Consider the following 21,490-nt stretch of genomic DNA (forward strand, 5'->3'; position numbering starts at 1 on the left):
TAGGGGCGAGACATGAGCGGCGCAACCAGCACGGCGGACAAGAATGGCTATCAGGCCAGCGCGTGGCACTTTGTCGCGCTGCTTGCCGGCAATGCCGCGCTGGCGATAGGGCCATGGTTCGTACGGCTGGCCGACACCGGGCCTGTCTCGGTCGGCTTTTGGCGCATGCTCCTGCCGCTGCCGATCCTGCTGCTCCTTGCTCGCAGGGAGCGGCCGGAAGCGCCGCTCGACATGAAGCGTGCAGGCTGGATCGTCTTCGCCGGGATCGCCTTCGCGCTCGATCTTGCCGCCTGGCATCTCGGCATCGAGCGTACGCGTCTGGGCAATTCGGTGCTGCTGGCAAATTCGGGCAGCCTGTTCCTGATGGTCTGGGGCCTCGTCCAGCTGCGCCGCATGCCGCATCGCAACGAGTCCGTGGCGATTTTCGCAGCGCTGGCGGGGGTCGCAATCCTGCTCGGGCGCAGCTTCGAGATTTCGCCCCGGACGCTTTTGGGGGACGTGCTGTGCCTTGCCGCGGGGTTCTTTTATGTCTTCTACCTGATCCCCGCGCAGAAGGCGCGCGAGGGGCTGGGACAGTGGACCGTGCTCTCACTGGTCAGCATGGCAGCGGCACCGGTCCTGTTCGTGATCGCATACAGGGTTGGCGAGCCGATCCTCCCCGGACCCGTCGGATGGGCACCCGTCGTTGCCATGGCGATAACCGGCCAACTGATCGGGCAGGCGCTGATCGTCTATTCGCTGAAGAACTTCCCGCCGTTGATCATCGGCTTCGCCCTGCTCACCCAGCCCGCGCTCGCTGCGCTGGTCGGTTTCCTTGCCTTCGGGGAAGTGCTCATGCCGCTCGACTTCCTCGGCATGGCGCTGGTCGCCGCGGCGCTGCTGGTCGCACGGACGACGCCACGCCAGCGCGCACCTACCGGAACGCCTTGAGGAACAGCAGGTAGCGCTGCTCGACCTCGGCAAGGTCGGGTCCGGCGAGCGCCAGCCGGGCCTGCTCGACCAGCTTGTCGCCCTGCATCCGGATCAGGCCGGCCCGGCCTTCATCGCTCACAGGGGCGGCGGCGGTGCGCAGGCTGTCAAACATCACCAGCGACGCCTGCACGCTCGTGGCGACCGCGCTGCGCAATGCGCCGAAGCCGCGCTGGAGGAAATGGGCGAAGGTGTCGGGCAGGGGGTGGACGCTGTCGTCCTGCGGGTGGTCCTCGCACCGCCGCCGCAGGTCGCGCCGTCCCAGTTCGGCAGTCGCCGCACCGAGCCAGTGGATTGCGGTGATTGCAGTGAAGGGATCGTTGATGCCCGGACTGAGTGCGCGCAGTCCGATCTCGACCAGCTCGTCGATCAGGAACTGGGGGTCCTGTGTCGGGGTGCGGGTCGAACCGATCGTGAAGGCATGTTCGACCCGGGAGGGCAGGGTGTCGGTGACGTCTCCGGTCACCCGCACCAGCGCCATGCCGGGATGGACGAAGTCACCGGTACGAACCTCGAGCGCGATCTTCTGGTCGATCGACTCGGCAAGGTCACGCAGCTCTTCGAAATCGATGATCTGCACGTATCCGGTCCGCTCTGTCAGGACCTCCGTTCCGTCGGGCGCAGGTGGCAGTTCCTCGCCGCTGTCATCGCGCGGGTAGTTGTCGCGGATGTCGGAAAGGAGGCGGTGGCCGATACCCTTGAGGACCGTGTTGATGCGGATGCTCGAGGGCACGTGATTGAGAAAGTAGACCAGCACCGCAACCGACAGGGCCATCAGCCCGTAGGCGACCAGCAGCGAGAGCTGCGGGACGAAGCCCGGCAGGGTGCTGTGGACGGCTTCCTCTATGCTCGCCGTTGCCTCGTCCTCCGCGCGCACGGTGCGCAGGACTGTGATCGCGTAGACGAAAGTGCCGATGAAGGTCGCAAGGCTCAACTGGTTGCCCTTGTCCTCCATGAAATTGGTCAGGAGCCGGGGGCCGTAGGTGCCGCTGGCATAGGCGACCGCGGCAATGGTGATCGAAAATACCGTCGATGCGACCCCGATCATCGACCCGGCGATGACCGTGAGCATGTTCGACGCGCCGTCGGGTCGTGCGGGGACCAGCCATCCGCCGGTGCTCAGGAACTTGGCAAAGCCGTTGCGGTCGACCCACACCAGGGCGAACGCCATCGCACCACCCACGATGGAGAAGAGCGCAGGATAAAACCAGTAATTCGAGTTCAGCCGGGTCCAGAACCAGCGTAATTCGGCAGGCAAGCGCGTTTCCCCTGATGCGATCGCAGTCAGGGGCAATACGCTCGAACCCGCTTTGGGTGCCTCAGTCGTCCTTGCCCGAGCCGATTTCGCGGTTGAGGAATGTCAGAAGCAGCGCCGCCCGCTTGGCATCTTCCTCGTGATCCGCGCCGACCGAATGGCCGCCTTCCTTGTACTCGTGATAGTAGAAGGTCTGGCCGAACGCCTCGTGCTTGGCGGCCGCCTTGCGGGCGTGCCCCGGGTGGACGCGGTCGTCGAGGGTCGAGAGGTAGTAGAAGGCGACCGGCGCATCGGCACCCGGCTTCATGTTCTGGTACGGCGACCATGCCTTCATGAAGGCCCAGTCCTCCGCCACGTCGGGGTTGCCGTACTCGGCCATCCACGAGGCACCGGCGAGCAGCTTGTTGTAGCGCCGCATGTCGATCAGCGGGCTGCCCGAAATGATCGCGCCGTAGAGGTCGGGGCGCTGGTTCGCCACTGCGCCGACCAGCACGCCACCGTTCGAGCGGCCCGATGCAGCGATGCGCTTGGGCGTCGCAAGGCGGTTGGCGACGAGATCGTCGGCGACCGCGTGGAAGTCGTCGAAACTGTTCTGGCGCTTGTCGCGCAGCGCGTCCTCGTGCCAGCGCGGGCCGTATTCGCCGCCGCCACGAATGTTGGCGAGCACATAGGCATTGCCGCTCTCCAGCCAGAACAGGCCGAGCGGCCCGCTGCGATAGGGTTCGGCGGTGAGATACTTGGGCGTCTGCGCATTGCGGAAGCCGCCATAGGCGTGGATCAGCGTCGGCAGCGGGCCTTCGACGCCCTTCGGGCGCACGAGGTAATAGGGCACGCGCGTGCCATCCTTGGAGATCGCGAACTTCTGCTCGACTGTGAACTTCGAGGCATCGAACTGTGCGGGTTCGCTGGCAATCGCGACCGGTTCGCCCTCGCTCGGCACGGCGTAGAGCGTGGGCGGGGTGAGCATGTTCTCGACCGTGACGAAGGCCATGTCTCCCTTGCCGCTGGTCTCGGCGATCTGGATGGTGCTGTTGGCGGGCAGGTTCATTTCGCGGCTGATCCAGCCAGGGTTGGCGGGGGACAGTTCGATCAGCTTGCCCGAGACGTCATCGAGCACCTTGATCCACAGCTTGTGCTCGGACGCGGAGACTTCCTCGACCGCCTGCGATGCGCTGGGAACGAAGACGGTGAAGGGGGTCACGTCGTAACCCTTGACCACGTCCTCGAGCGAGAAGGCGACAAGCGAACCGACGCCAGCAGTGCCGCCCTTGATCGCCAGCGGTGAATTGAGCTTGGCGATCAGGAACCCGTCGAGCACGGCGCGGAATTCCGCGTCGGCGGGCATGGGCAGCGGGATCGTGCTCCCGTCGTCCTTCACCAGCTCGTAATTGTTGGTCCAGAAGCTCGGGCTCCGGTTGATGAAGCGCCAGCGAGTCTCGCCGTCGAGCACCGAAAGCCCGCTGATGCTGACGTCGGCCTGCTGACCTTCGGCCACCATCTTGGCGGAAGCGAAATCGCTGCCGCGTTTCCAGAGCTTCACGAGGCGCGGATAGCCAGAATCGGTGAGCGTGCTCGCTCCCTCGTCGGTGCCGACGAACACCGTGTCCTTGTCGAACCAGGCGACGTTCGACTTCGCCTCGGGCAGGGTAAAGCCGCCGTCCACGAACTTGCCGGTCACGGTATCGAATTCGCGCACGACATCGGCGTCGGTGCCGCCGTCACTGATCGAGACGAGGCAGCGCGTGTATTCGGGGGCAAGGCAGTCGGCGCCGTGCCAGACCCAGCTCTTGCCCTCGTCCTTCCCCAGCTTGTCGACGTCGATCAGCACGCGCCAGTCGGGCTTGCCGGACATGTAGCTCGCAAGGCTTGCGGTTCGCCACAGGCCGCGCGGATTGTTCGCGTCGCGCCACAGATTGATGACGCGGTCGCCCTGGATCGCGGTGGGCATGGCGATCTGGCGATCATCGTCCAGGATCTGCTTCGCCCAGGCCTTGGCAATGGGATACTCGGGCGAAACGGTCAGCAGCGCTTCGGTGTCGGCATTCCAGCGGTCGACCTGCTCCAGCGCCTTCTCGCCCTTGATCTCTTCCAGCCAGATGTAGGGATCATCGGCATCGGTATCCTGCGCCGCCAGCGGCGCGGCGGCAAAAGCGAGTGCGGCGGCAAGCGCCAGTCGTGCGACCATTATTCTGTCTCTCCGGTTCTGGTATTTATTGCGGGCGACCGAGATCGCCCATGCCGATGGTGCCGCTTGCCATTTCGAGCATGCGGTCGAGGCTGCGCTTGGCCTGGATGCGCAGGCCTTCCTCGATCTCGATGCGCGGCTCGAGGTCGCGCAGGCAGGCGTAGAGCTTCTCCATCGTGTTCAAGGCCATGTAGGGGCAGATGTTGCAGCTGCAGTTACCATCCGCGCCTGGCGCACCGATGAACGTCTTGTTCGGCAGCGCCTTTTCCATCTGGTGGATGATATGCGGTTCGGTTGCGACGATCAGCGTGTCGCCGCTGAAGGTCTCTGCAAACTGCAGGATGCCGCTGGTCGAACCCACGTAATCGGCGTGGTCGATGATTGTTGGCGGGCATTCCGGGTGCGCGGCGATGGGCGCATCGGGGTACTGCTGCTTGAGCTTGAGCAGCTCTGTCTCGCTGAAAGCTTCGTGGACGATGCAAACGCCCGGCCACAGCAGCATCTCGCGCCCGAACTTGCGGCTGAGATAGCCGCCGAGGTGACGGTCGGGGCCGAAGATGATCTTCTGTTCCTTGGGGATTTGCTGGAGGATGGTCTCGGCGCTCGAGCTGGTGACGATCACGTCGGATAGCGCCTTCACCTCGGTTGAACAGTTGATGTAGGTGAGTGCGATATGATCCGGATGGGCCTCGCGGAAGGCCTTGAACTTCTCTGGCGGGCAGCTGTCCTCGAGGCTGCAGCCGGCGTCCATGTCGGGCAGGACCACGATCTTCTCGGGCGAGAGGATCTTTGCCGTGTCGGCCATGAACTTGACGCCGCAGAAGACGATCACGTCGGCATCGGTGTCCGCAGCCATTTGCGAGAGCTGGAGTGAGTCCCCGACGAAGTCGGCAATATCCTGAATGTCGGGCGACTGGTAGTAATGCGCCAGGATGACCGCGTTCTTTTCCTTCCGCAGGCGGTTGATCTCTTCGAGCAAATCCTGCCCGGTGAGCGGCTTCGTCTGGTCGGTCATTCTCTTTCCCGTCTTCTTGCGTTTGAGGCGCTTATAGCCTCAACGGGCGCGAAGGCGAGTGCGTTCCGGGCAAGCCCTATTGCTCGCTTCTCACATGGAAAAACCGGGCGGCAGGAACGCCTGCATCGGCCGCTCGGCGCCGGGCGTTCCGGCTACAAGCCACTCGGTCACCGCATACCCGATCGGTGAATATGCAAGCAGCATCGAGGCGATGAACGTACCAACGTAGATGCCGAAACCCCACTTGTAGGCCGGGTGGACGACACCGTCGCGGCGCTTGTCGGCAATCATTCCGATGATGGGGAAGATTAGTGTCACGAGGAAGGTGACCGTCCAGGAATACGGAATCATCAGGGGCAGAGGAAGCAGGCGACCAAGCCCGGGGCCGGTGAGGATCGCCATGGCACACAGCATCAGCCTGCGATGCCAGCCGGTATAACGGCGCTGCTTCAGCGCCCAGAACGCGAGCCCGCCGAAGCACAGCAGCAGCGAGAGATTGCTGACGAAGAACTCGTTCATGTCGAAGAAGAACGGCCCGCCGTTTCGCCGTGCCGAGGTCACGATGATCGTCACCCCGGCCGCCACCATCAGCGGAATCCACAAGTAGGCCAGCTTCCCCAACCGGACGTGCAGGGCAATGTTGCCCGAGTTTATGGTGACGTGCTGGGCGAGGTAGAGACCGATCCAGCTCATGAAGATCAGGCCGTGGACATGGAACTGCCACGGAACGGCAAAGGTCGAACGTCCCATCGCCAGATTGAGCGAGAAGCCCGCGAGAATGATCGCGGACATGACGAATGCCATGATGGTGAAGAAGCGCGTGCCCGGAACGGACGTGTGCTGCGGTGCGGCGGCTGTGGCCATGAGAACCCTCCCTTGTTCTGCGACCGGGCGTTGTTAGTGTGTTATGCGCCTAATACTCCGAGAATATGCCTATTTGAAGTGTCGTTCAACCGGCCGGTTTCGGCTCTCCGTCGAAACGCACCTCGACCTTCACGTCGCCATAGCCGGCAATCTGCAGGGGAATGGCGAGGTTCTGGCGCACCGCCTCCTTGGCAGCCGACTTTGCCATCGAGAGGACCTGCGGGTTCTTTGCGAAGGCCGCCGCCTTGCGTTCGGCCTGCAGCGAGTTGTTGCGGGCAAGGTCGCTGCTGGCATCGCGGGTGACCCAGCTGCCCTCGGTGAAGACCTTCTGCTGCGCCTCGTCGAGATTGGGGCGCGAGATGCGCAGGGCAGGCAGGACGACATCGAGCCGCTCCTTGTCCGCGTCCCACTCGAACCGGTCGCGGTCCATGGTGGAAAGGTCGAGGCGATATTCGACGGTCGCGGGGATGATCGCGGCCTGGCGGCTCTTGAGAAGGTCGACGCCCAGCACGCCGCGCGTGTCCTCGCTCTCGGCGACGACCTCAAAGCGGCTGGAAAAGACGGTAAGCGAGTTTTGCTTCTCGAAGGCAAGCATGGCACTGCCCACCGGATCGCCCTCTTCCTTGTAGAAGAATGCGCGCCAGCCCAGCCAAGCGACCGCAGCGAGCAGGAGGATGACGATCAGCCACGGAACCGCCTGCGTACGGGCAAGCGGTTGCTCGCGCACTACCGTCGGTTGCAGGTCGGTCTCGCGGGTCGTCAGATCGTTTTCCATATATCGTCAGAACGGGCGACGAGGCCCCGGCGTTCCAGATCGATCAGGTGCGCCGTGACCGACATCTCGGCGGCCTTGTCCAGCCTAGGATCGAGGCCCTTGTACATCTTGGGGACGAATTCGCTGGCGCGGTGGGGCCCTTCGCCGAGCAGGCGGACGATCTGGTTCTCGCGCTGGCGGCGGTGACCGATCATCCCGCGCACGAGCTGGCGCGGCTTTTCGACCGCTTCGCCATGGGCCGGGTAGTAGACCGTATCCTCGCGCGCGTAGAGCTTTTCGAGGCTCGCCATATAGGCGCTCATGTCGCCGTCGGGCGGGATCACGACGCTGGTCGACCAGCCCATGACGTGGTCGCCGGTAAACAGTGCACCGCTCTCCTCCAGCGCGAAGCACAGGTGGTTCGAGACATGGCCCGGTGTCGCGACGGCGGTCAGGGTCCAGCCCGGGCCGGTCATCTGTTCGCCGTCTTCCATCACCCGGTCGGGGTCATAGGTGCGGTCGAAGGAGGCGTCCGCACGCGGGCCGCTGTCGTCGAGGACAAGCGGTGCGCAACCGACAATGGGAGCGCCGGTTCGCGCAGCCAGCGTCTTTGCTGCTGGTGAATGGTCGCGGTGCGTGTGGGTGCACATGATTGCGCAGACATGCTCATCGCCGATCGCGGCATCGAGGGCGAGCAGGTGCTCCTTCTCGTCCGGACCCGGGTCGATCACCGCGCAGCCGTCGCCCAGACCCACGATATAGGTCTGCGTACCTGTATAGGTATAGGGCGAGGGGTTGGGGGCGAGCACGCGGCGCACCAGCGGCTCGAGTTGCATCGCTTCGCCCGTGGGCCAGGGTTTGGGAGGAGGTCCAGCCATGGGCTTGCATATGGGGCACCGCTTGGCCCATGTCACGCCCATGCGTATGACAGCGCAGGACAGGGAGAGATCATGGCCGACCGCATTCTCGTTCTCGATGCCGGGACCACATCGACCCGCGCGATGGTATTCGCGCCCGACGGGACGCTCGAAGGCGTGGCGCAGCAGGAGATCACCCAGCACTATCCCGAGCCAGGCTGGGTCGAGCACGATGCATCGGAAATCTGGGACAAGACGCTGGCCTGCGCCTGCGAAGTAGTCGGTGGCGACGCAGGACGGATTGCCGCGATCGGCATCACCAACCAGCGCGAGACCGTGATCGCCTGGGACAAGACAACGGGCGAACCTCTGGCCCGCGCCATCGTCTGGCAAGATCGGCGCACGGCCGATTTCTGTGCCGGGCTGAAGGACTACGGCTACGAGGAAACCGTCCAGAAGCGCACCGGCCTGCTGCTCGATCCCTATTTCTCGGGCACCAAGATGCGCTGGATGCTCGACCATTGCGATGCTGTGCGCGAAGCCGAGCAGGCCGGGACGCTGGCCTTCGGTACGGTCGAGAGCTGGCTGGTCTACAAGCTGTCGGACGGAACCCATGTGACCGATGCGAGCAACGCCAGCCGCACGCTGCTGCTGGCGCTCGACGGCGAGCAGTTCGACGAGGGGCTGTGCGAGATCATAGGGGTCCCGCGTGCGACGCTGCCCGATGTGGTCGATACGCATGGCCGCATAGCCGTTGCCCGCCCGGATTGCTTCGGCCGCGAGATCCCGATCTGCGGTCTCGTCGGTGACCAGCAATCGGCCACGATCGGACAAGGCTGCCTCTCGTTCGGCGAGACCAAGGCGACATACGGCACAGGGGCATTCGTGCTGACCAACAAGGGGCAGGAGATTCCCCGCTCCGCGAACCGGCTGCTGGGGACGGTGCTGTACCAAGAGAAGGGCGTGCGCACCTATGCCATCGAAGGCGCCTGCTTCGTCGCCGGGAGCCTCGTCCAGTACCTGCGCGACCAGCTCGGCCTCATCGGCAATGCCGCAGAGACAGAAGCGCTGGCACGTTCGATCCCCGACAGTGGCGAGGTAGTTATCGTGCCCGCACTCGCCGGACTGGGTGCGCCGCACTGGCGGCCCGACGCCCGCGGGGTGATCTCGGGCCTGAGCTTTGCCAGCGGCAAGGCGCAGCTGGCGCGCGCCGCGCTCGAGGCGATGGCGCACCAGACGCACGACCTCGCGAGCGCCTTTGCCGCCGATGGTGCGCCGTGGTCGCGCCTCAGGATCGATGGCGGGATGAGCGCCAACAACTGGATGGCGCAGGACCTGGCCGACATCCTCGACATCGAGGTGGAACGCCCGGACTTCGTGGAAACCACGGCGCTCGGTGCAGCGATCCTCGCTTCGGTCGGTGCGGGGATCCATCCCTCGCTGGCTGCTGCGGCGCAGGCGATGCGTGGGTCGAGCACCTGCTTTGTGGCGAAGATGGACGAGGATGTGCGCCGCGACCGGCTGGCTCGCTATGCGCGGGCGCTGTCGGCTGCCTGATCAGCTGCCGCTGGCGAAAGCCTTGGCAATCATTCCCTGGAGCGCCTGAACCGGGGCGTCGTGATCGCTGTCGCGATTGCGCCAAGCGCGATCGAGCCGCGCCACGCGGGCATGGAGTTCCTCGCTCTCGCGGATCAGCGCCTGTGTTTCGGGCTCGAGCATGGCGATATTGTCGGGATCCGAAGTCCGCTCTTCGGGCAGCGCGCCATGACGGCGAAGCTGGGTCTCGGTAAGCTCGCCCGAGTAATAGGCCCGCTGGTTCAGCAGCCAGGCCAGCACGTGCATGACGCGGGTCGTCGTGCGCAGCCCCTCGATCGAGAGCGCGACACGCAGGAGGTCGTCCGAACCGGTGCTTTCCGCGCCCAGGCGCAGGTCGAAAACCGCACGGACGTCGTCCGCCAGGACAAGGGCCTCTGCATAGAGGTCCTCGACGATTTCCTCGCTGATGTCGCGCGATTGCATGACAGAAAGATTACGCCCGAAGGAGGCTTCAGGCCAGCGCGTTAATGTGCCTGTCCCGCGCTGGAACGATGGCACGTCCAAGCTGCTCTAAAGCGGAGATAATCAGGCGATTATGTCGGGGACGAGAGTATCCTCGATCAGCGCGATCCGGTCCTTCAACTGGAGCTTGCGCTTCTTGAGTCGCGCGATTTGCAGCTGGTCGACGAAACCGCTGCGCTCGCCCGCCTCGCTCAGCGCGGCAATTGCCGCATCGAGGTCGCGGTGCTCGCTTCGCAGCGTTTCCAATCGCTTGCGCAGCTCCTGTTCGTTCACGCTCGTCCTTCCCGAATCTCGCTTCGCCGCATGCCCTCGAAGCAGGGTGTTTGTAAATCGACAATAGTGTGGTTCTATAGTCGGTCTGCGGCCCGTGCCGCGCCGGCACGAGTCGCTTCTGGGGTCGCAATAAACCCGAAGGAGACAACCCGATGCAATCATCCCACGTCGATGCGCTCAAAGCCAAGCACGCCGGTCTCGAAGCCCGCCTGCACGAGGAACAGACCCGTCCTGCGCCCGACGTCGTGATGATCCAGCAACTCAAGAAGCAGAAGCTACGCATCAAGGAAGAACTCGCGAGCTGCTGAGCATCATCGCATAGCGAAATGCGGGGCGCGGCGGTCCGCGTCCCGCTTTCGCAACCCGCCATTTTTTGCCATAGGCCGTGGCCATGTCAGCTGCAGCCTCCGCCCGCCAGATCCTGACCCGCCTGCACGAGATCATGGCCGGGCGCACACACGCCCAGCACAAGCTCGACCGCGTGGTCGAAGTCATCGCCGACAGCCTCGATAGCGAGGTCTGCTCGATTTACCTGCTGCGCGAGGGCGCGCTCGAGCTGTTTGCCACCCAGGGCCTCAACCCTGCCGCCGTCCACGTCACCCGCATGGCGGTGGGCGAAGGGCTGACCGGTACCATCGCCAAGAATATCGAGACGCTGAACCTGGCCGAGGCCAAGGCGCATCCGGACTTCCTCTACCGGCCCGAGACCGGCGAAGAGAAATTCCATTCCTTCGCCGGTGTCCCCATCGTCTATCGCGAGCGTGCCGTGGGAGTTCTGTGCGTCCAGCACGTCGAGCCGCGCCGATACGAGGAAGTCGAGATCGAGGCGCTGCAGACCACCGCCATGATCCTGTCAGAGCTTATCGCGCACAAGGAACTGGTCGACGACGAAGAGACGATAACCTTTGGCGAGGCGCATACGGAGACCGAGGTGATCGAAGGCCTCACTCTCGTCAAAGGCCTCGCGGCAGGGCAGGCGGTGTTCCACCAGCCGCGCATCGAGATCGACCAGGTCGTCGCCGAGGATATCGAGGCTGAGCGCCAGCGCGTCTATCGCGCCTTCGACAAGATGCGCGAACAGATCGACGCGCTCGGCAAGGAACCCGAGTTCGGCAAGGGCGGCGAGCACGTCGAGGTGCTCGAAACCTACAAGATGTTCGCCTACGACGAGGGCTGGAGCCGCCGCATCAACGAGGCGATCGATTCCGGCCTGACTGCGGAGGCCGCCATCGAACGGGTCCAGCAGCGCACCCGCATGCGCATGCGCGAGATCGACGATCCGCTGCTGCAAGACCGCATGCACGACCTGGAAGACCTGTCGAACAGGCTGCTGCGCATCGTCTCGGGCCAGCTCGGCACGGCTGCAACGCAGGGGCTGCGCCGGGATTCGATCCTGATTGCGCGCAATCTCGGACCGGCCGAACTGCTCGAATACGACCGGCGCAGGCTCAAGGGCGTGGTGCTGGAGGAAGGCTCGTTGACGGCACACGTGGTGATCGTCGCCCGGGCGATGGGAATTCCCGTCCTCGGTCGCGCCAGCGGGGTACGTGCGCGTGTGAGCGAGGGGGACGAGATCCTGCTCGACGCGGACCGCGGCACAGTTACGCTGCGCCCCGGCCAGCAGCTGCTCGACGCTTTCGAAACCCGCTTCGCCAAGAACCGCGAGCGGCAGGCGACCTATGCCGAGCTGCGAGATGTCGAACCCTTCACCCGCGATGGCACGCGGATCACGGTGATGATCAACGCGGGCCTGCGCGACGACATGAGCATGCTGCAGCTGACCGGGGCGGATGGCGTCGGCCTGTTCCGTACCGAGTTTCAGTTCCTAGTCTCCGCCACGCTGCCCGCCCGTGACCGCCAGTTGCGTCTCTACCGCGACGTGCTCGATGCCGCAGGCGACAAGCCGGTCATCTTCCGCACGGTCGACATCGGCGGCGACAAGGCGGTGCCCTATCTCAATTCGCAGGTCGCGGAGCGTGACGAGAACCCGGCGATGGGCTGGCGAGCCCTGCGCCTCTCGCTCGACCGCGAAGGCCTGCTCAAGGCGCAGGCACGCGCCCTGTTGGAAGCGGCCGCGGGCCGTTCCCTTTCGGTAATGTTCCCCATGGTGTCCGAGCCGTGGGAGTTCGACGCGGCGAAGAAGGTGTTCGAAGACCAGCTCGAATTCCTGCGCGCCCGCCGCAAGCTCCTGCCCGAAGCGGTCGAATACGGCTGCATGCTCGAAGTGCCTTCGCTGGCAGAAGTGCTCGACCTGCTGATCCCGCGCATTTCGTTCATTTCCGTCGGCACCAACGACCTGACCCAGTTCCTCTTCGCCGCCGATCGCGCCAACCCGTTGCTGGCGGAGCGTTACGACTGGCTCAGCCCCGCCATCCTGCGTTTCCTGCAGCGCGTGTCGCAGGCGACGGTCGGCCATCCGGTGCGGCTCGGCGTATGCGGCGAGATGGGCGGGCGCAGGCTGGAAGCCCTGGCGCTGCTCGGTATCGGCTATCGCCGCCTGTCGATCACACCGGCGGCCGTCGGTCCGATCAAGGAACTGGTTCGCAAGGTGGACCTGGGCGAAATCGGCGCACAGATGAACCAGTGGCTGCTGTCGCCGCCAGCGGACCTGCGCGCCGAGCTGAAGCGCTGGGCCGAGCAGCGCGATATCGAGGTCGACTGATTTCGTCGTGCGTCCGGCGCGCTTCGTCGGTTTGCCGGAATCGTGCTACAAGCTGCGCTTGACGCCTGCGCGCCGCACCGCTTTCACGGGCGCTGAAAAAGGCGGCACAAGCCGCGGGATCGCATTTCGGGGACCGCATGGAACAGGACACAAGCGTCGAGGAACAATTTGCCCATACCGGAAGGGTGGGGGACCGCCTGCGCGCCGCGCGCGAGAAGGCCGGGTTCGACCTCGAACAGGTAGCCGCCGAAACGCGCATCCCGATCAGGCATCTCCAGTCGATCGAGGCAGGCCAGTTCGGTGCGCTGCCTTCGCGCACCTATGCGGTCGGGTTCAGCCGTACCTATGCCCGCACCGTGGGTCTCGACGAGCGCGAGATTATCGACCAGGTCCGCGCGGAGCTGGCCGAGGGCGATCTCGATCCACGCACTTCGCCGGCCCGTTTCGAGCCGGGTGACCCGGCACGCGTGCCGGGGCGCGGCCTTGCCTGGTTCGCTGTCCTTGCGGGCATCATCCTCGTGGCGGGGATTTACGCCTTCTACAGCACCTATTTCGCGCCCGGCCTCGGTCCTGCACCCCTGCGCGATCCCGCCGAAGAGAAGCCCGCTACGGCAGCCGCCGCCCCTGCTGCCGCACCTGCCGCGGCACCGACCGGCGGTCCGGTGGTCTTCACCAACGAGATGGATGGCACCTGGGTGCGGTTCTACGACGGGACCGGCAAGACCCTCTTCGAAGGCATCATGGCCAAGGGGGACAAGTTCACCATCCCTGCCGATGCCGCGAACCCGCAAATCCGCACCGGACGACCCTATGCCTTCACGATTACCGTGGGTGGCAGGGCCGTGCCCAAGCTGTCCGAAGTGGACGAGGTGGTCAGCAACGTCCCGGTCGATGCCGCGGCCTTGATAGCCCGGCCCGTGCCTTCTCCGTCTGTCTCGACGACACTCTCTGCACCCGCGACGCCTGCTCCGGTCGCAACGCCCTGATCGAGGGGAGGGGAAAAGCCCCTTCATGACCTCGACAGCTTTGCGCCCCTAGGGCAGTTTTCCAGACCAACGGATTTCCATCAGGAGCCCACCCGATGAACATCGGACGAATTGCACGCACCTGGAGCCTCGGCAGCGTCGCCGTCGCCCTGCTCGCCACCTCGGTGCCCGCCCTTGCGCAGGACAATGGCGAGGAAATGCGCATCCGCCGCCTCGAACAGGAAGTGAAGGCGCTGCAGCGCAAGGTCTTCCCGGGTGCAGACGGACGCTATTTCGAGCCCGAGATCAGCGCGACGCCGAATACCGGCACGACGACCGCGCCGACGAACTCGACCACGGCCGTGACCGATATCCTCGCCCGCCTCGACGCACTCGAGGCGCAGTTGCAGCGCCAGACCGCGCAGAACGAAGAGAATGCCAACACGCTTCGGGTCCTTGGCGAACGCATCGCCGTCCTCGAAGGTGGCGCGGTAAAGCCCGCAGTAGCCACGAACACGGCCCCGGCGACCGAGACGATCGTCTCGCCGTCGAACAATGCGGTGAACACCAATGTCGACAAGATGACCGGCAACGCCCCGCCGGCCAAGCCTGCGACCGGACCCAGCGCCGAACGTCTTGCCGCAGTGCAGGCGATCGCCAAGCCGCAGACCGACGATGCCGGCGACGACGAATATTCCTATGGCTTCCGTCTGTGGAATGCCGGCTTCTTCCCCGAGGCGGCCCAGCAGCTGACGATGTTCGTCGAGAAATATCCCAAGCACAGCCGGATTTCCTATGGCCGCAACCTGCTCGGCCGCGCGTATCTCGACGATGGCAAGGCGCGCGAGGCGGCGCCGTGGTTCCTGAAGAACTACCAGTCGGACAAGCAGGGTGCGCGCGCGGGCGACAGCCTGCTGTACCTTGCCGAAGCGATGATCCAGCTGAAGGACACCAAGCGCGCCTGCATCGCCCTGGCCGAGTTCTCGGAAACCTATCCGGCTCTCGCCACCGGCCGTCTCGCGAGCGACTATGCTGCGCGGCGCGACAAGGTGAAGTGCGGCTGACGTGACCCTGGACCCGCTTCTGGTCGAGCGGTTTCGCGAAGACCTCGAGGCGGTCTGGCCGTTTTCCGGCACCGGTGAGAAACTGCTGTTGGCGGTGTCCGGCGGGCCCGACAGCCTCGCCATGCTGTTGCTGGCCCACGCGGCAATCCCCGGGCAGGTCGAGGCAGCCACGGTCAACCATCGCCTGCGCGCCGCCGCCGCAAAGGAGGCGGCCTACGTCGCTGGCATTTGCGAGCGGCTGGGGGTTCGTCACAAGGTGCTTGAGGTCGATGTCGCCGAGGGCAACATCCAGGCGGAGGCGCGATCGGCACGCTACGACGCTCTGGCGGGCTGGATGGAAGAGCGCGAAATCTCCACCATGGCCACCGGTCACCAGCTCGACGACCAGGCAGAGACGTTCCTCATGCGCCTCAACCGTGGCAGCGGGCTGGGAGGCCTCGCGGGGATCCGTAAGCTGACCGGCGTTCCCGGCCACGAATACCTGCGCCTCATCCGGCCGGTGCTCGGCTGGCGACGGAGCGAGTTGCAGGCGGTGGTGGAAGCGGCGGGGATCGAAGCGGTCACCGACCCTTCGAACGAGGACGACCAGTTCGACCGTGTCAGGATGCGCAAGGCGCTGGCCTCGGCGGACTGGCTGGACATCCCCGCAATCGCCAGAAGCGCCGAACTGCTTGCACATGCCGATGCTTCGCTCGACTGGGTAGTGTCGCGCGAATGGATGGAATGCGTCTCGCAAGGCGACGGGTCCATCACCTACCGCGCGCTCAAGACCGGGCTTGGCGGCGACCGGGTCATTCGCCCCGCGCTGCTGGTCCGGATTTTCAGGGTCCTCGGCGCAACGCTGGATTTGTCGGCAGCTGGTGCGCTGGTCGGCAATCTCGAAAGCGGCAAGGCAGGCAACGTTGCGGGCATCCATGCAGAGGCCATCGATGTTGCAGGCGAGCGGCTGTGGCAATTCCGGCCGGAAAATCCGCGCCGCACCGGCTAGCTCATATCAGATGATGCTGTCGCCGAGGCCCATGGTCTTGCCGTCGGTAATCACCACCATGTCGCCCTTCTTGGCGATGGCGAACAGGCGGCTGGCGATCTCGTCCGGGACGCCTACGCAGCCGTGGCTGGCATAGCCGTTCTCGACCAGGTGGCCGCCGTGGATGGCAACCCCGTCATTGGTAAGGAACAGGCTCCAGGGCATGGGTGCGTTGCCGTACTTCTCGGACACGTTGTGCCGGTCCTTGTAGAGGATCGGGAAGTGTCCCGTAGGCGTCGGATGGTCGTCGGTCCCCAGCATGACCGCAGCCGCGCCGATCTCGTACCCGCCCTGGAAGACCGAGATGACCCGCGCCTGCAGGTCCACGGTGACCAGCAAGGGACCGGGCGGCACGTCGTTGTCGTCCCAGTACCACTCGCCGTACTTGATCGGTCCTTCGATCGGGAGGATGCGGCGCACGGTGTAGAGGCGGTCGTAATCGGCCTGCGCCTTCGCAGCGATTGCGCCCATCGGCTCAAGCTTCGGCTGGTTGGCGGCAGCGGACGGCGTCGCATCGGCAGGATCGCCCGCACCGGTCAGCGCAACGGCTCCCAGCACGGCGGCAACAACCAGTGTCGCCCCACCGATCCATTTCAGATTCGCATCCATGCGCTCCATTATGCGCAGCAAAAGGTGAATTTTCCAGTATCGCCCCTGCGGGCGGGGCAGGAGAAACCCTAGCTTCCGAGGGTAAACGCCTCGCGCGCGAGCTTCTCGACATTCGCCTCGTCGACCGGGCCGCGCGGCGAAACCCAGCTTCCGCCGACGCAGAGCACGGGGTCGAAGGCCAGCCATTCGGGGGCATTTTGCAGCGTGATCCCACCGGTGGGGCAGAAGCGGCACTGGCCGAACGGCGCAGCGAGGGCCTTGAGTGCAGGAAGTCCGCCCGAAGTCACTGCCGGGAAGAACTTGAAATGCGTCAGGCCAAGATCGAGTCCGCGCATGATGTCGCCCGCACTGGCGATGCCGGGCAGGAACGGGATGCGTTCGCGGATTGCCGCCTTGCCGAGCGGTTCGGTCAGGCCGGGCGAAACGATGAACTCGCTGCCCGCATCGATTGCCTTCATCAGCTCGGCTTCGTTGGTCACCGTGCCCGCTCCAACGATGGCACCTTCGACGCTCTTCATTGCGCGGATTGCATCGAGTGCCGCAGGAGTGCGCAGGGTAACTTCGAGCACGCGCAGGCCGCCGGCGACCAGCGCGCGGGCGAGCGGGACTGCATGTTCGACCTCGTCCACCACGATCACCGGAATAACCGGCGCGGTCTGCATGATGTCGGCGATATGGGTCACTTGGCGGCCTTTCCGTGTTCGGAGGCGAATGCCGCAGCGGCACCGAAAAGGCCCGGCTGCGGATGGATGATGAGCTTGACCGGGATCGAGGCCATCAGCTCCTGGAAGCGGCCCTTCGCCTTGAAACGCTCGGCGAAGCCCGACTTCAGCAACGTCTCGCGGATGCGATAGCCGAGGCCGCCCGCGATCACGACACCGCCGAAACCGCCCTGCGCCAGCGCAATGTCACCTGCGACACTGCCAAGCGACATACAGAAGCGGTCGACTGCCGCGGCAGCCAGGCTGTCGCTGCCGTCCTGCCCGCGCGTCCAGATGGCGATGTCGTCTTCCTCGGCGACCGGCTTGCCCTCCATCGCGGCGAGCGCCTGATAGATGTCCGAAATCGCCGGGCCCGCAACAACGCGCTCGACCGAGACACGAGTGTGACGCTTGCGCAGGCGGGCGAGAATGGCGTCATCGATCTGGTCGAGCGGGGCGAAGTCGATATGCCCGCCCTCGGTCGCCGAGACGCGATAGGTGCCATCGGGCTCGCGATAGAGATGTGCGACGCCGAGCCCCGTGCCGGGACCGAGCACGCTGAGGCGACCGGTTGGTGCGAGCGGCTTGTCGGGACCCGTCAAATGGATGAACTGGTCCTCGCTCGCCCGCGCGACGGCATGGGCGACCGCCTCGAAATCATTGACGATGGTGAACTGCTCGACGCCGAGCTTCTCCTTCACCAGCGCCGGACGGATGATCCACGGATTGTTGGTGAAGCGAATGACTTCGCCGCCAACCGGTCCGGCAATGGCCATCGACACGCGCGGGGGCAGGCTGCCGCCCATGCGGTCGCGGAAGTCCTCCCACGCGGTCTGGAAACTCGCATGGTCGACGGTGTGAAGCGTTTCGGGCTGGCCGAGGGTGATCGACCCGTCGTCATGGATCGTTGCGATGGCGAAGCGGGCATGCGTCCCGCCGATATCTACGCTGACAACGTCCATGCTCACAGTCCTGCCATGGCCAGCATGGCCGACGCCCCCCGCTCGGCCCCGTCCGCGCCGAGGCGGAACATGGCAAAGAGTTCGCGGCCCATGCCGGTGTCGGGTGCCGGTTCGCTCGCCGCTTCGCGCGCGTCGAGGTCGGCATCGGTCGAAAGCGTGCCGGTGACGGCGCACAGCCGCACCATATCGCCGTCGCGCAGCTTGCTGAGTGGCCCGCCACCGAGTGCTTCGGGCGTGCAGTGGATCGCTGCCGGAACCTTGCCTGACGCGCCCGACATGCGCCCGTCGGTAACGAGCGCAACGCGGTAGCCGCGATCCTGCAGCACGCCGAGTGCAGGGGTCAGCTTGTGCAGTTCGGGCATGCCGTTGGCGCGGGGTCCCTGGAAGCGGACGACGACGACCACGTCGCGGTCGAGTTCGCCGCGCCTGAAGGCCTCGTTGACCGAATGCTGGTCCTCGAACACGCGACACGGCGCCTCGATGGTCCAGCGTTCGCGATCGACAGCAGAGGACTTGAAGCAGGCGCGACCGAGATTGCCTTCGACTAGGCGCATGCCGCCATCCGGCTGGAAGGGGTCGGAGGCCGGACGGAGCATTTCCGCATCGCCGCTGGGGCCGGGATCGCGCCAGGTCAGCGCTTCGCCGTCCATGCCGGGTTCCCTGGAATAGGCCTCGAACCCGCCCCCCCAGATCGTCAGGATGTCGGCATGTGCCAATCCTTCGTCGAGGAGCGTGCCGATGACATAGCCCATGCCGCCCGCATCGTGGAAATGGTTCACGTCGCCCGATCCGTTGGGATAGACCCGCGCGACCAGCGGGACCGCGCTGGAAAGCTCGGCGAGGTCGGTCCAGTCGAAGGCGATGCCCGCCGCGCGTGCCATGGCGGGAATGTGGATCGCATGGTTGGTCGACCCGCCGGTAGCGAGGAGGCCAATGGCGGCGTTCACGATCGCCTTCTCGTCGACCACGCGACCGAGGGGACGGAAGTCGCCATCCTTGCCCATCTCGGCGAGGCGATGGGTGGCCTTGCGGCTCAGTTCCTGCCGCAGCTTTGCGCCCGGCGGCACGAAGGCCGCACCGGGAACGTGAAGACCCATCATCTCCATCATCATCTGGTTGGAGTTTGCCGTGCCGTAGAAGGTGCAGGTGCCGGGCGAGTGGTAGCTGCCCATCTCGCTCGCCAGCAGCTCCTCGCGGCTCGCCTTGCCCTCGGCATAAAGCTGGCGGACGCGCTGCTTTTCCTTGTTCGAGATGCCTGTGCCCATGGGCCCCGAAGGCACGAAGATCGCCGGCAGGTGGCCGAAGCGCAGCGCGCCCATGAGGAGGCCCGGGACGATCTTGTCGCAAATGCCGAGCAGGGCGATCCCGTCGAACATGGCATGACTCAGCGCAACCACGGTCGAGAGCGCAATGGCATCGCGGCTGAACAGCGACAGCTCCATGCCGTCCTGCCCCTGCGTCACGCCGTCACACATGGCCGGAGTGCCGCCAGCGACCTGCACCGTCGCGCCGACTTCGCGCGCCCAGATCTTCATCCGCTCGGGATAGCGGTAATACGGCTGGTGGGCCGAAAGCATGTCGTTGTAGGCGGTCACGACGCCAAGGTTGGGACCGCGCGCCGCGCGGATTGCTTCCTGGTCTTCCTCGGCCCCGGCAAAGGCATGGGCGAGGTTCGAGCAGGACAGCGAGTGGCGGTTGACCTGGTTGCCGGCCTCGCGCTCCATCAGTTCCAGATAGTCGCCGCGCGACTTGCGCGAGTTCTCGATCACCCGCTGGGTGACGCGATGGACAGTATCGTTCAGTGGCTTACTCATCGTGCCAGCTCACCCCGTCACGCTCTGCGAGAGCGATCGCCGCGCTTGGTCCCCAGCTGCCTGCGCCATAGGTCTTCGGCTTGATGTCGGCATCGACCCACAGCTTGCGAATGGCGTCGATCCATTCCCACTGCGCCTCCACCTCGTCACGGCGGACGAACAGCGTCTGGTCGCCTTCTACAAGGTCGAGCAGCAGGCGTTCGTAGGCAATGCGGCGGACCGCGCCCGAAAACGCATCGTCCATGGCGATGTCGAGCGGCACCGGGCGCAGGCGCAGGCCCTCGCGATCGAGGCCTGGCACCTTGGCCATCATGGTCAGCTGGATGTTCTCTTCGGGCTGGATTCCGATGACGAGGCGGTTCGGCTGGGTGGTCGCCCCGCGACCTTCGAAGATCGAGTGCGGGATGCAGCGGAACTGGACCACGATCTCGGTCACGCGTTCGGGCAGGCGCTTGCCGGTGCGCATGTAGAAGGGAACGCCCTTCCAGCGCCAGTTGTCGACATGCGCCTTGATCGCGACGAAGGTTTCGGTGTCGCTGTCCTTGCCCAGTTCCTCGTCGTAGCCCGGTACGGCGGCGCCGTTGACCGCGCCTGCTCGATACTGGCCGGTGACGGTCTCGTCGCGTCCGACCGGGCGCAAGGCGCGCAGCACCTTGACCTTCTCGTCGCGCACGGCCGTTGCATCGAAGCTTGTCGGCGGCTCCATCGCGACGAGCGCGAGCAGCTGAAGCATGTGGTTCTGGACCATGTCACGCAGCGCGCCGCTGTCGTCGTAATAGGCGACGCGGCTTTCGAGGCCCACGGTCTCGGCGACGGTGATCTGGACGTGGTCGATGTAACGCGCGTTCCACACCGGCTCGAACAGGAGGTTGGCAAAGCGTAGGGCGAGGAGGTTCTGAACCGTTTCCTTCCCGAGATAGTGATCGATCCGGAAGATCCGGTCCTCGGGGAAGGCGCGGGCGACCGCGTCGTTGATCTCGCAGCTGCTGCCTAGGTCGGTGCCGAGCGGCTTTTCGAGCCCGATGCGGACGTTGCCTTCGGTCAGCCCCGCGTGCTGCAATCCGGAAATCGTTGCTTCGAAGAGGCTCGGTGCGGTCGAAAGGAATATGGCGAGGCCGTTGCCATAGTCGCCGATTTCCTTCGCCAGCTCGTCATACCCTTCGACGGTCGTTGCATCGACGGGCACGTAGTGCAGGCGGCCGAGGAAGTGATCGACGCCCGTCCGGCGGTTTTCGGGGAGATATTTCTCCAGCGCTTCGCGCGCGAAGTTGCGATAGGCCTGGGTCGAAAGGTCCGATCGGGCGGTGCCGACGATCTTCAGATCTTCGGCAAGGAGGCCGTCGGCGTCGAGTGCACAGAGCGATGGCAGCAGCATACGCTGCGCCAGGTCGCCGGTCGCGCCGAAGAGCAGCAGTCGGTCCGCGGTGAAGCTCATGCGAAATGCCCTGCAGTCATG

20 protein-coding genes are annotated in these 21,490 nt (G+C 65.2%); 7 read left to right on the plus strand and 13 right to left on the minus strand.

Going from position 1 to position 21,490, the window contains the following annotated elements; genetic code table 11:
• Nucleotides 1-12 precede the first annotated feature (12 nt).
• Nucleotides 13-930, plus strand: a complete 918-nt coding sequence (locus tag IRL76_RS01230; protein ID WP_200982422.1) for a DMT family transporter — start codon at nt 13-15, stop codon at nt 928-930.
• Here the strand turns inward: IRL76_RS01230 and IRL76_RS01235 are convergent.
• The 6 genes from IRL76_RS01235 to IRL76_RS01260 form a co-directional block, all read right to left on the minus strand.
• Nucleotides 914-2,227: a DUF2254 domain-containing protein gene (locus IRL76_RS01235; protein WP_200982424.1), complete on the minus strand. Its 1,314-nt coding sequence runs from the start codon at nt 2,225-2,227 to the stop codon at nt 914-916. The genes IRL76_RS01230 and IRL76_RS01235 overlap by 17 nt on opposite strands.
• 61 nt (nt 2,228-2,288) lie before the next feature.
• Complete coding sequence (locus IRL76_RS01240) at nt 2,289-4,409, minus strand: prolyl oligopeptidase family serine peptidase (RefSeq protein WP_200982426.1); 2,121 nt, start codon at nt 4,407-4,409, stop codon at nt 2,289-2,291.
• 25 nt (nt 4,410-4,434) lie between these two features.
• On the minus strand, nt 4,435-5,424 hold the full coding sequence (gene nadA, locus IRL76_RS01245; protein WP_200982428.1) for a quinolinate synthase NadA: 990 nt from the start codon (nt 5,422-5,424) through the stop codon (nt 4,435-4,437).
• A gap of 90 nt (nt 5,425-5,514) precedes the next feature.
• Nucleotides 5,515-6,288: a hypothetical protein gene (locus IRL76_RS01250; RefSeq protein ID WP_200982430.1), complete on the minus strand. Its 774-nt coding sequence runs from the start codon at nt 6,286-6,288 to the stop codon at nt 5,515-5,517.
• Between the two features lie 85 nt (nt 6,289-6,373).
• On the minus strand, nt 6,374-7,063 hold the full coding sequence (locus IRL76_RS01255; protein ID WP_200982432.1) for a DUF4230 domain-containing protein: 690 nt from the start codon (nt 7,061-7,063) through the stop codon (nt 6,374-6,376).
• The gene (locus IRL76_RS01260; RefSeq protein ID WP_200982434.1) at nt 7,048-7,920 is read right to left on the minus strand and encodes an MBL fold metallo-hydrolase; all 873 of its coding nucleotides are present in this window, start codon (nt 7,918-7,920) and stop codon (nt 7,048-7,050) included. The genes IRL76_RS01255 and IRL76_RS01260 overlap by 16 nt, the downstream gene beginning before the upstream one ends.
• A 72-nt stretch (nt 7,921-7,992) precedes the next feature.
• Here IRL76_RS01260 and IRL76_RS01265 point away from each other — a divergent pair, with 72 nt between their 5' ends.
• Entirely contained in the window at nt 7,993-9,456 is a 1,464-nt protein-coding gene (locus IRL76_RS01265) for a glycerol kinase (RefSeq protein ID WP_200982436.1), read from the plus strand.
• Here the strand turns inward: IRL76_RS01265 and IRL76_RS01270 are convergent, their stop codons facing one another.
• On the minus strand, nt 9,457-9,918 hold the full coding sequence (locus IRL76_RS01270; protein WP_200982438.1) for a DUF1465 family protein: 462 nt from the start codon (nt 9,916-9,918) through the stop codon (nt 9,457-9,459).
• Nucleotides 9,919-10,020: 102 nt separating this feature from the next.
• Nucleotides 10,021-10,230, minus strand: coding sequence for a YdcH family protein (locus IRL76_RS01275; protein ID WP_200982440.1), 210 nt, complete (start codon nt 10,228-10,230; stop codon nt 10,021-10,023).
• Nucleotides 10,231-10,382: 152 nt separating this feature from the next.
• On the opposite strand from IRL76_RS01275, the gene IRL76_RS01280 reads away from it, so the two are divergent.
• From IRL76_RS01280 to tilS, 5 genes are all read left to right on the plus strand, one after another.
• A complete protein-coding gene (locus tag IRL76_RS01280) occupies nt 10,383-10,538 on the plus strand; it encodes a YdcH family protein (RefSeq protein WP_200982442.1) in 156 nt (51 codons plus the stop codon).
• 83 nt (nt 10,539-10,621) lie between these two features.
• Nucleotides 10,622-12,892, plus strand: a complete 2,271-nt coding sequence (gene ptsP, locus IRL76_RS01285; protein WP_200982443.1) for a phosphoenolpyruvate--protein phosphotransferase — start codon at nt 10,622-10,624, stop codon at nt 12,890-12,892.
• Between the two features lie 137 nt (nt 12,893-13,029).
• Nucleotides 13,030-13,878 carry a helix-turn-helix domain-containing protein gene (locus IRL76_RS01290; protein ID WP_200982444.1) on the plus strand — a complete coding sequence of 283 codons (849 nt, stop codon included), beginning with the start codon at nt 13,030-13,032 and terminating at the stop codon, nt 13,876-13,878.
• Between the two features lie 95 nt (nt 13,879-13,973).
• Complete coding sequence (locus IRL76_RS01295) at nt 13,974-14,921, plus strand: tetratricopeptide repeat protein (RefSeq protein ID WP_200982445.1); 948 nt, start codon at nt 13,974-13,976, stop codon at nt 14,919-14,921.
• A gap of 1 nt (nt 14,922) precedes the next feature.
• Complete coding sequence (gene tilS, locus IRL76_RS01300) at nt 14,923-15,909, plus strand: tRNA lysidine(34) synthetase TilS (protein WP_246449898.1); 987 nt, start codon at nt 14,923-14,925, stop codon at nt 15,907-15,909.
• 6 nt (nt 15,910-15,915) lie between these two features.
• Here tilS and IRL76_RS01305 read toward each other — a convergent pair whose 3' ends face one another.
• From IRL76_RS01305 to zwf, 5 genes are all read right to left on the minus strand, one after another.
• A complete protein-coding gene (locus IRL76_RS01305; protein WP_200982446.1) occupies nt 15,916-16,557 on the minus strand; it encodes a L,D-transpeptidase family protein in 642 nt (213 codons plus the stop codon).
• Between the two features lie 68 nt (nt 16,558-16,625).
• Nucleotides 16,626-17,219, minus strand: a complete 594-nt coding sequence (eda, locus tag IRL76_RS01310; protein ID WP_246450054.1) for a bifunctional 4-hydroxy-2-oxoglutarate aldolase/2-dehydro-3-deoxy-phosphogluconate aldolase — start codon at nt 17,217-17,219, stop codon at nt 16,626-16,628.
• Nucleotides 17,220-17,236: 17 nt separating this feature from the next.
• Nucleotides 17,237-18,220 (minus strand): glucokinase, encoded by a 984-nt coding sequence (gene glk / locus IRL76_RS01315; RefSeq protein ID WP_200982448.1) that lies wholly within the window; start codon nt 18,218-18,220, stop codon nt 17,237-17,239.
• Nucleotides 18,221-18,222: 2 nt separating this feature from the next.
• Nucleotides 18,223-20,034, minus strand: a complete 1,812-nt coding sequence (gene edd, locus IRL76_RS01320) for a phosphogluconate dehydratase (RefSeq protein ID WP_200982449.1) — start codon at nt 20,032-20,034, stop codon at nt 18,223-18,225.
• Complete coding sequence (zwf, locus tag IRL76_RS01325; RefSeq protein ID WP_200982451.1) at nt 20,027-21,469, minus strand: glucose-6-phosphate dehydrogenase; 1,443 nt, start codon at nt 21,467-21,469, stop codon at nt 20,027-20,029. Before zwf ends, edd begins: the two co-directional genes overlap by 8 nt.
• Nucleotides 21,470-21,490 lie beyond the last annotated feature (21 nt).

The organism is Qipengyuania soli (assembly GCF_015529805.1).
Taxonomy (GTDB): Bacteria; Pseudomonadota; Alphaproteobacteria; order Sphingomonadales; family Sphingomonadaceae; genus Qipengyuania; species Qipengyuania soli.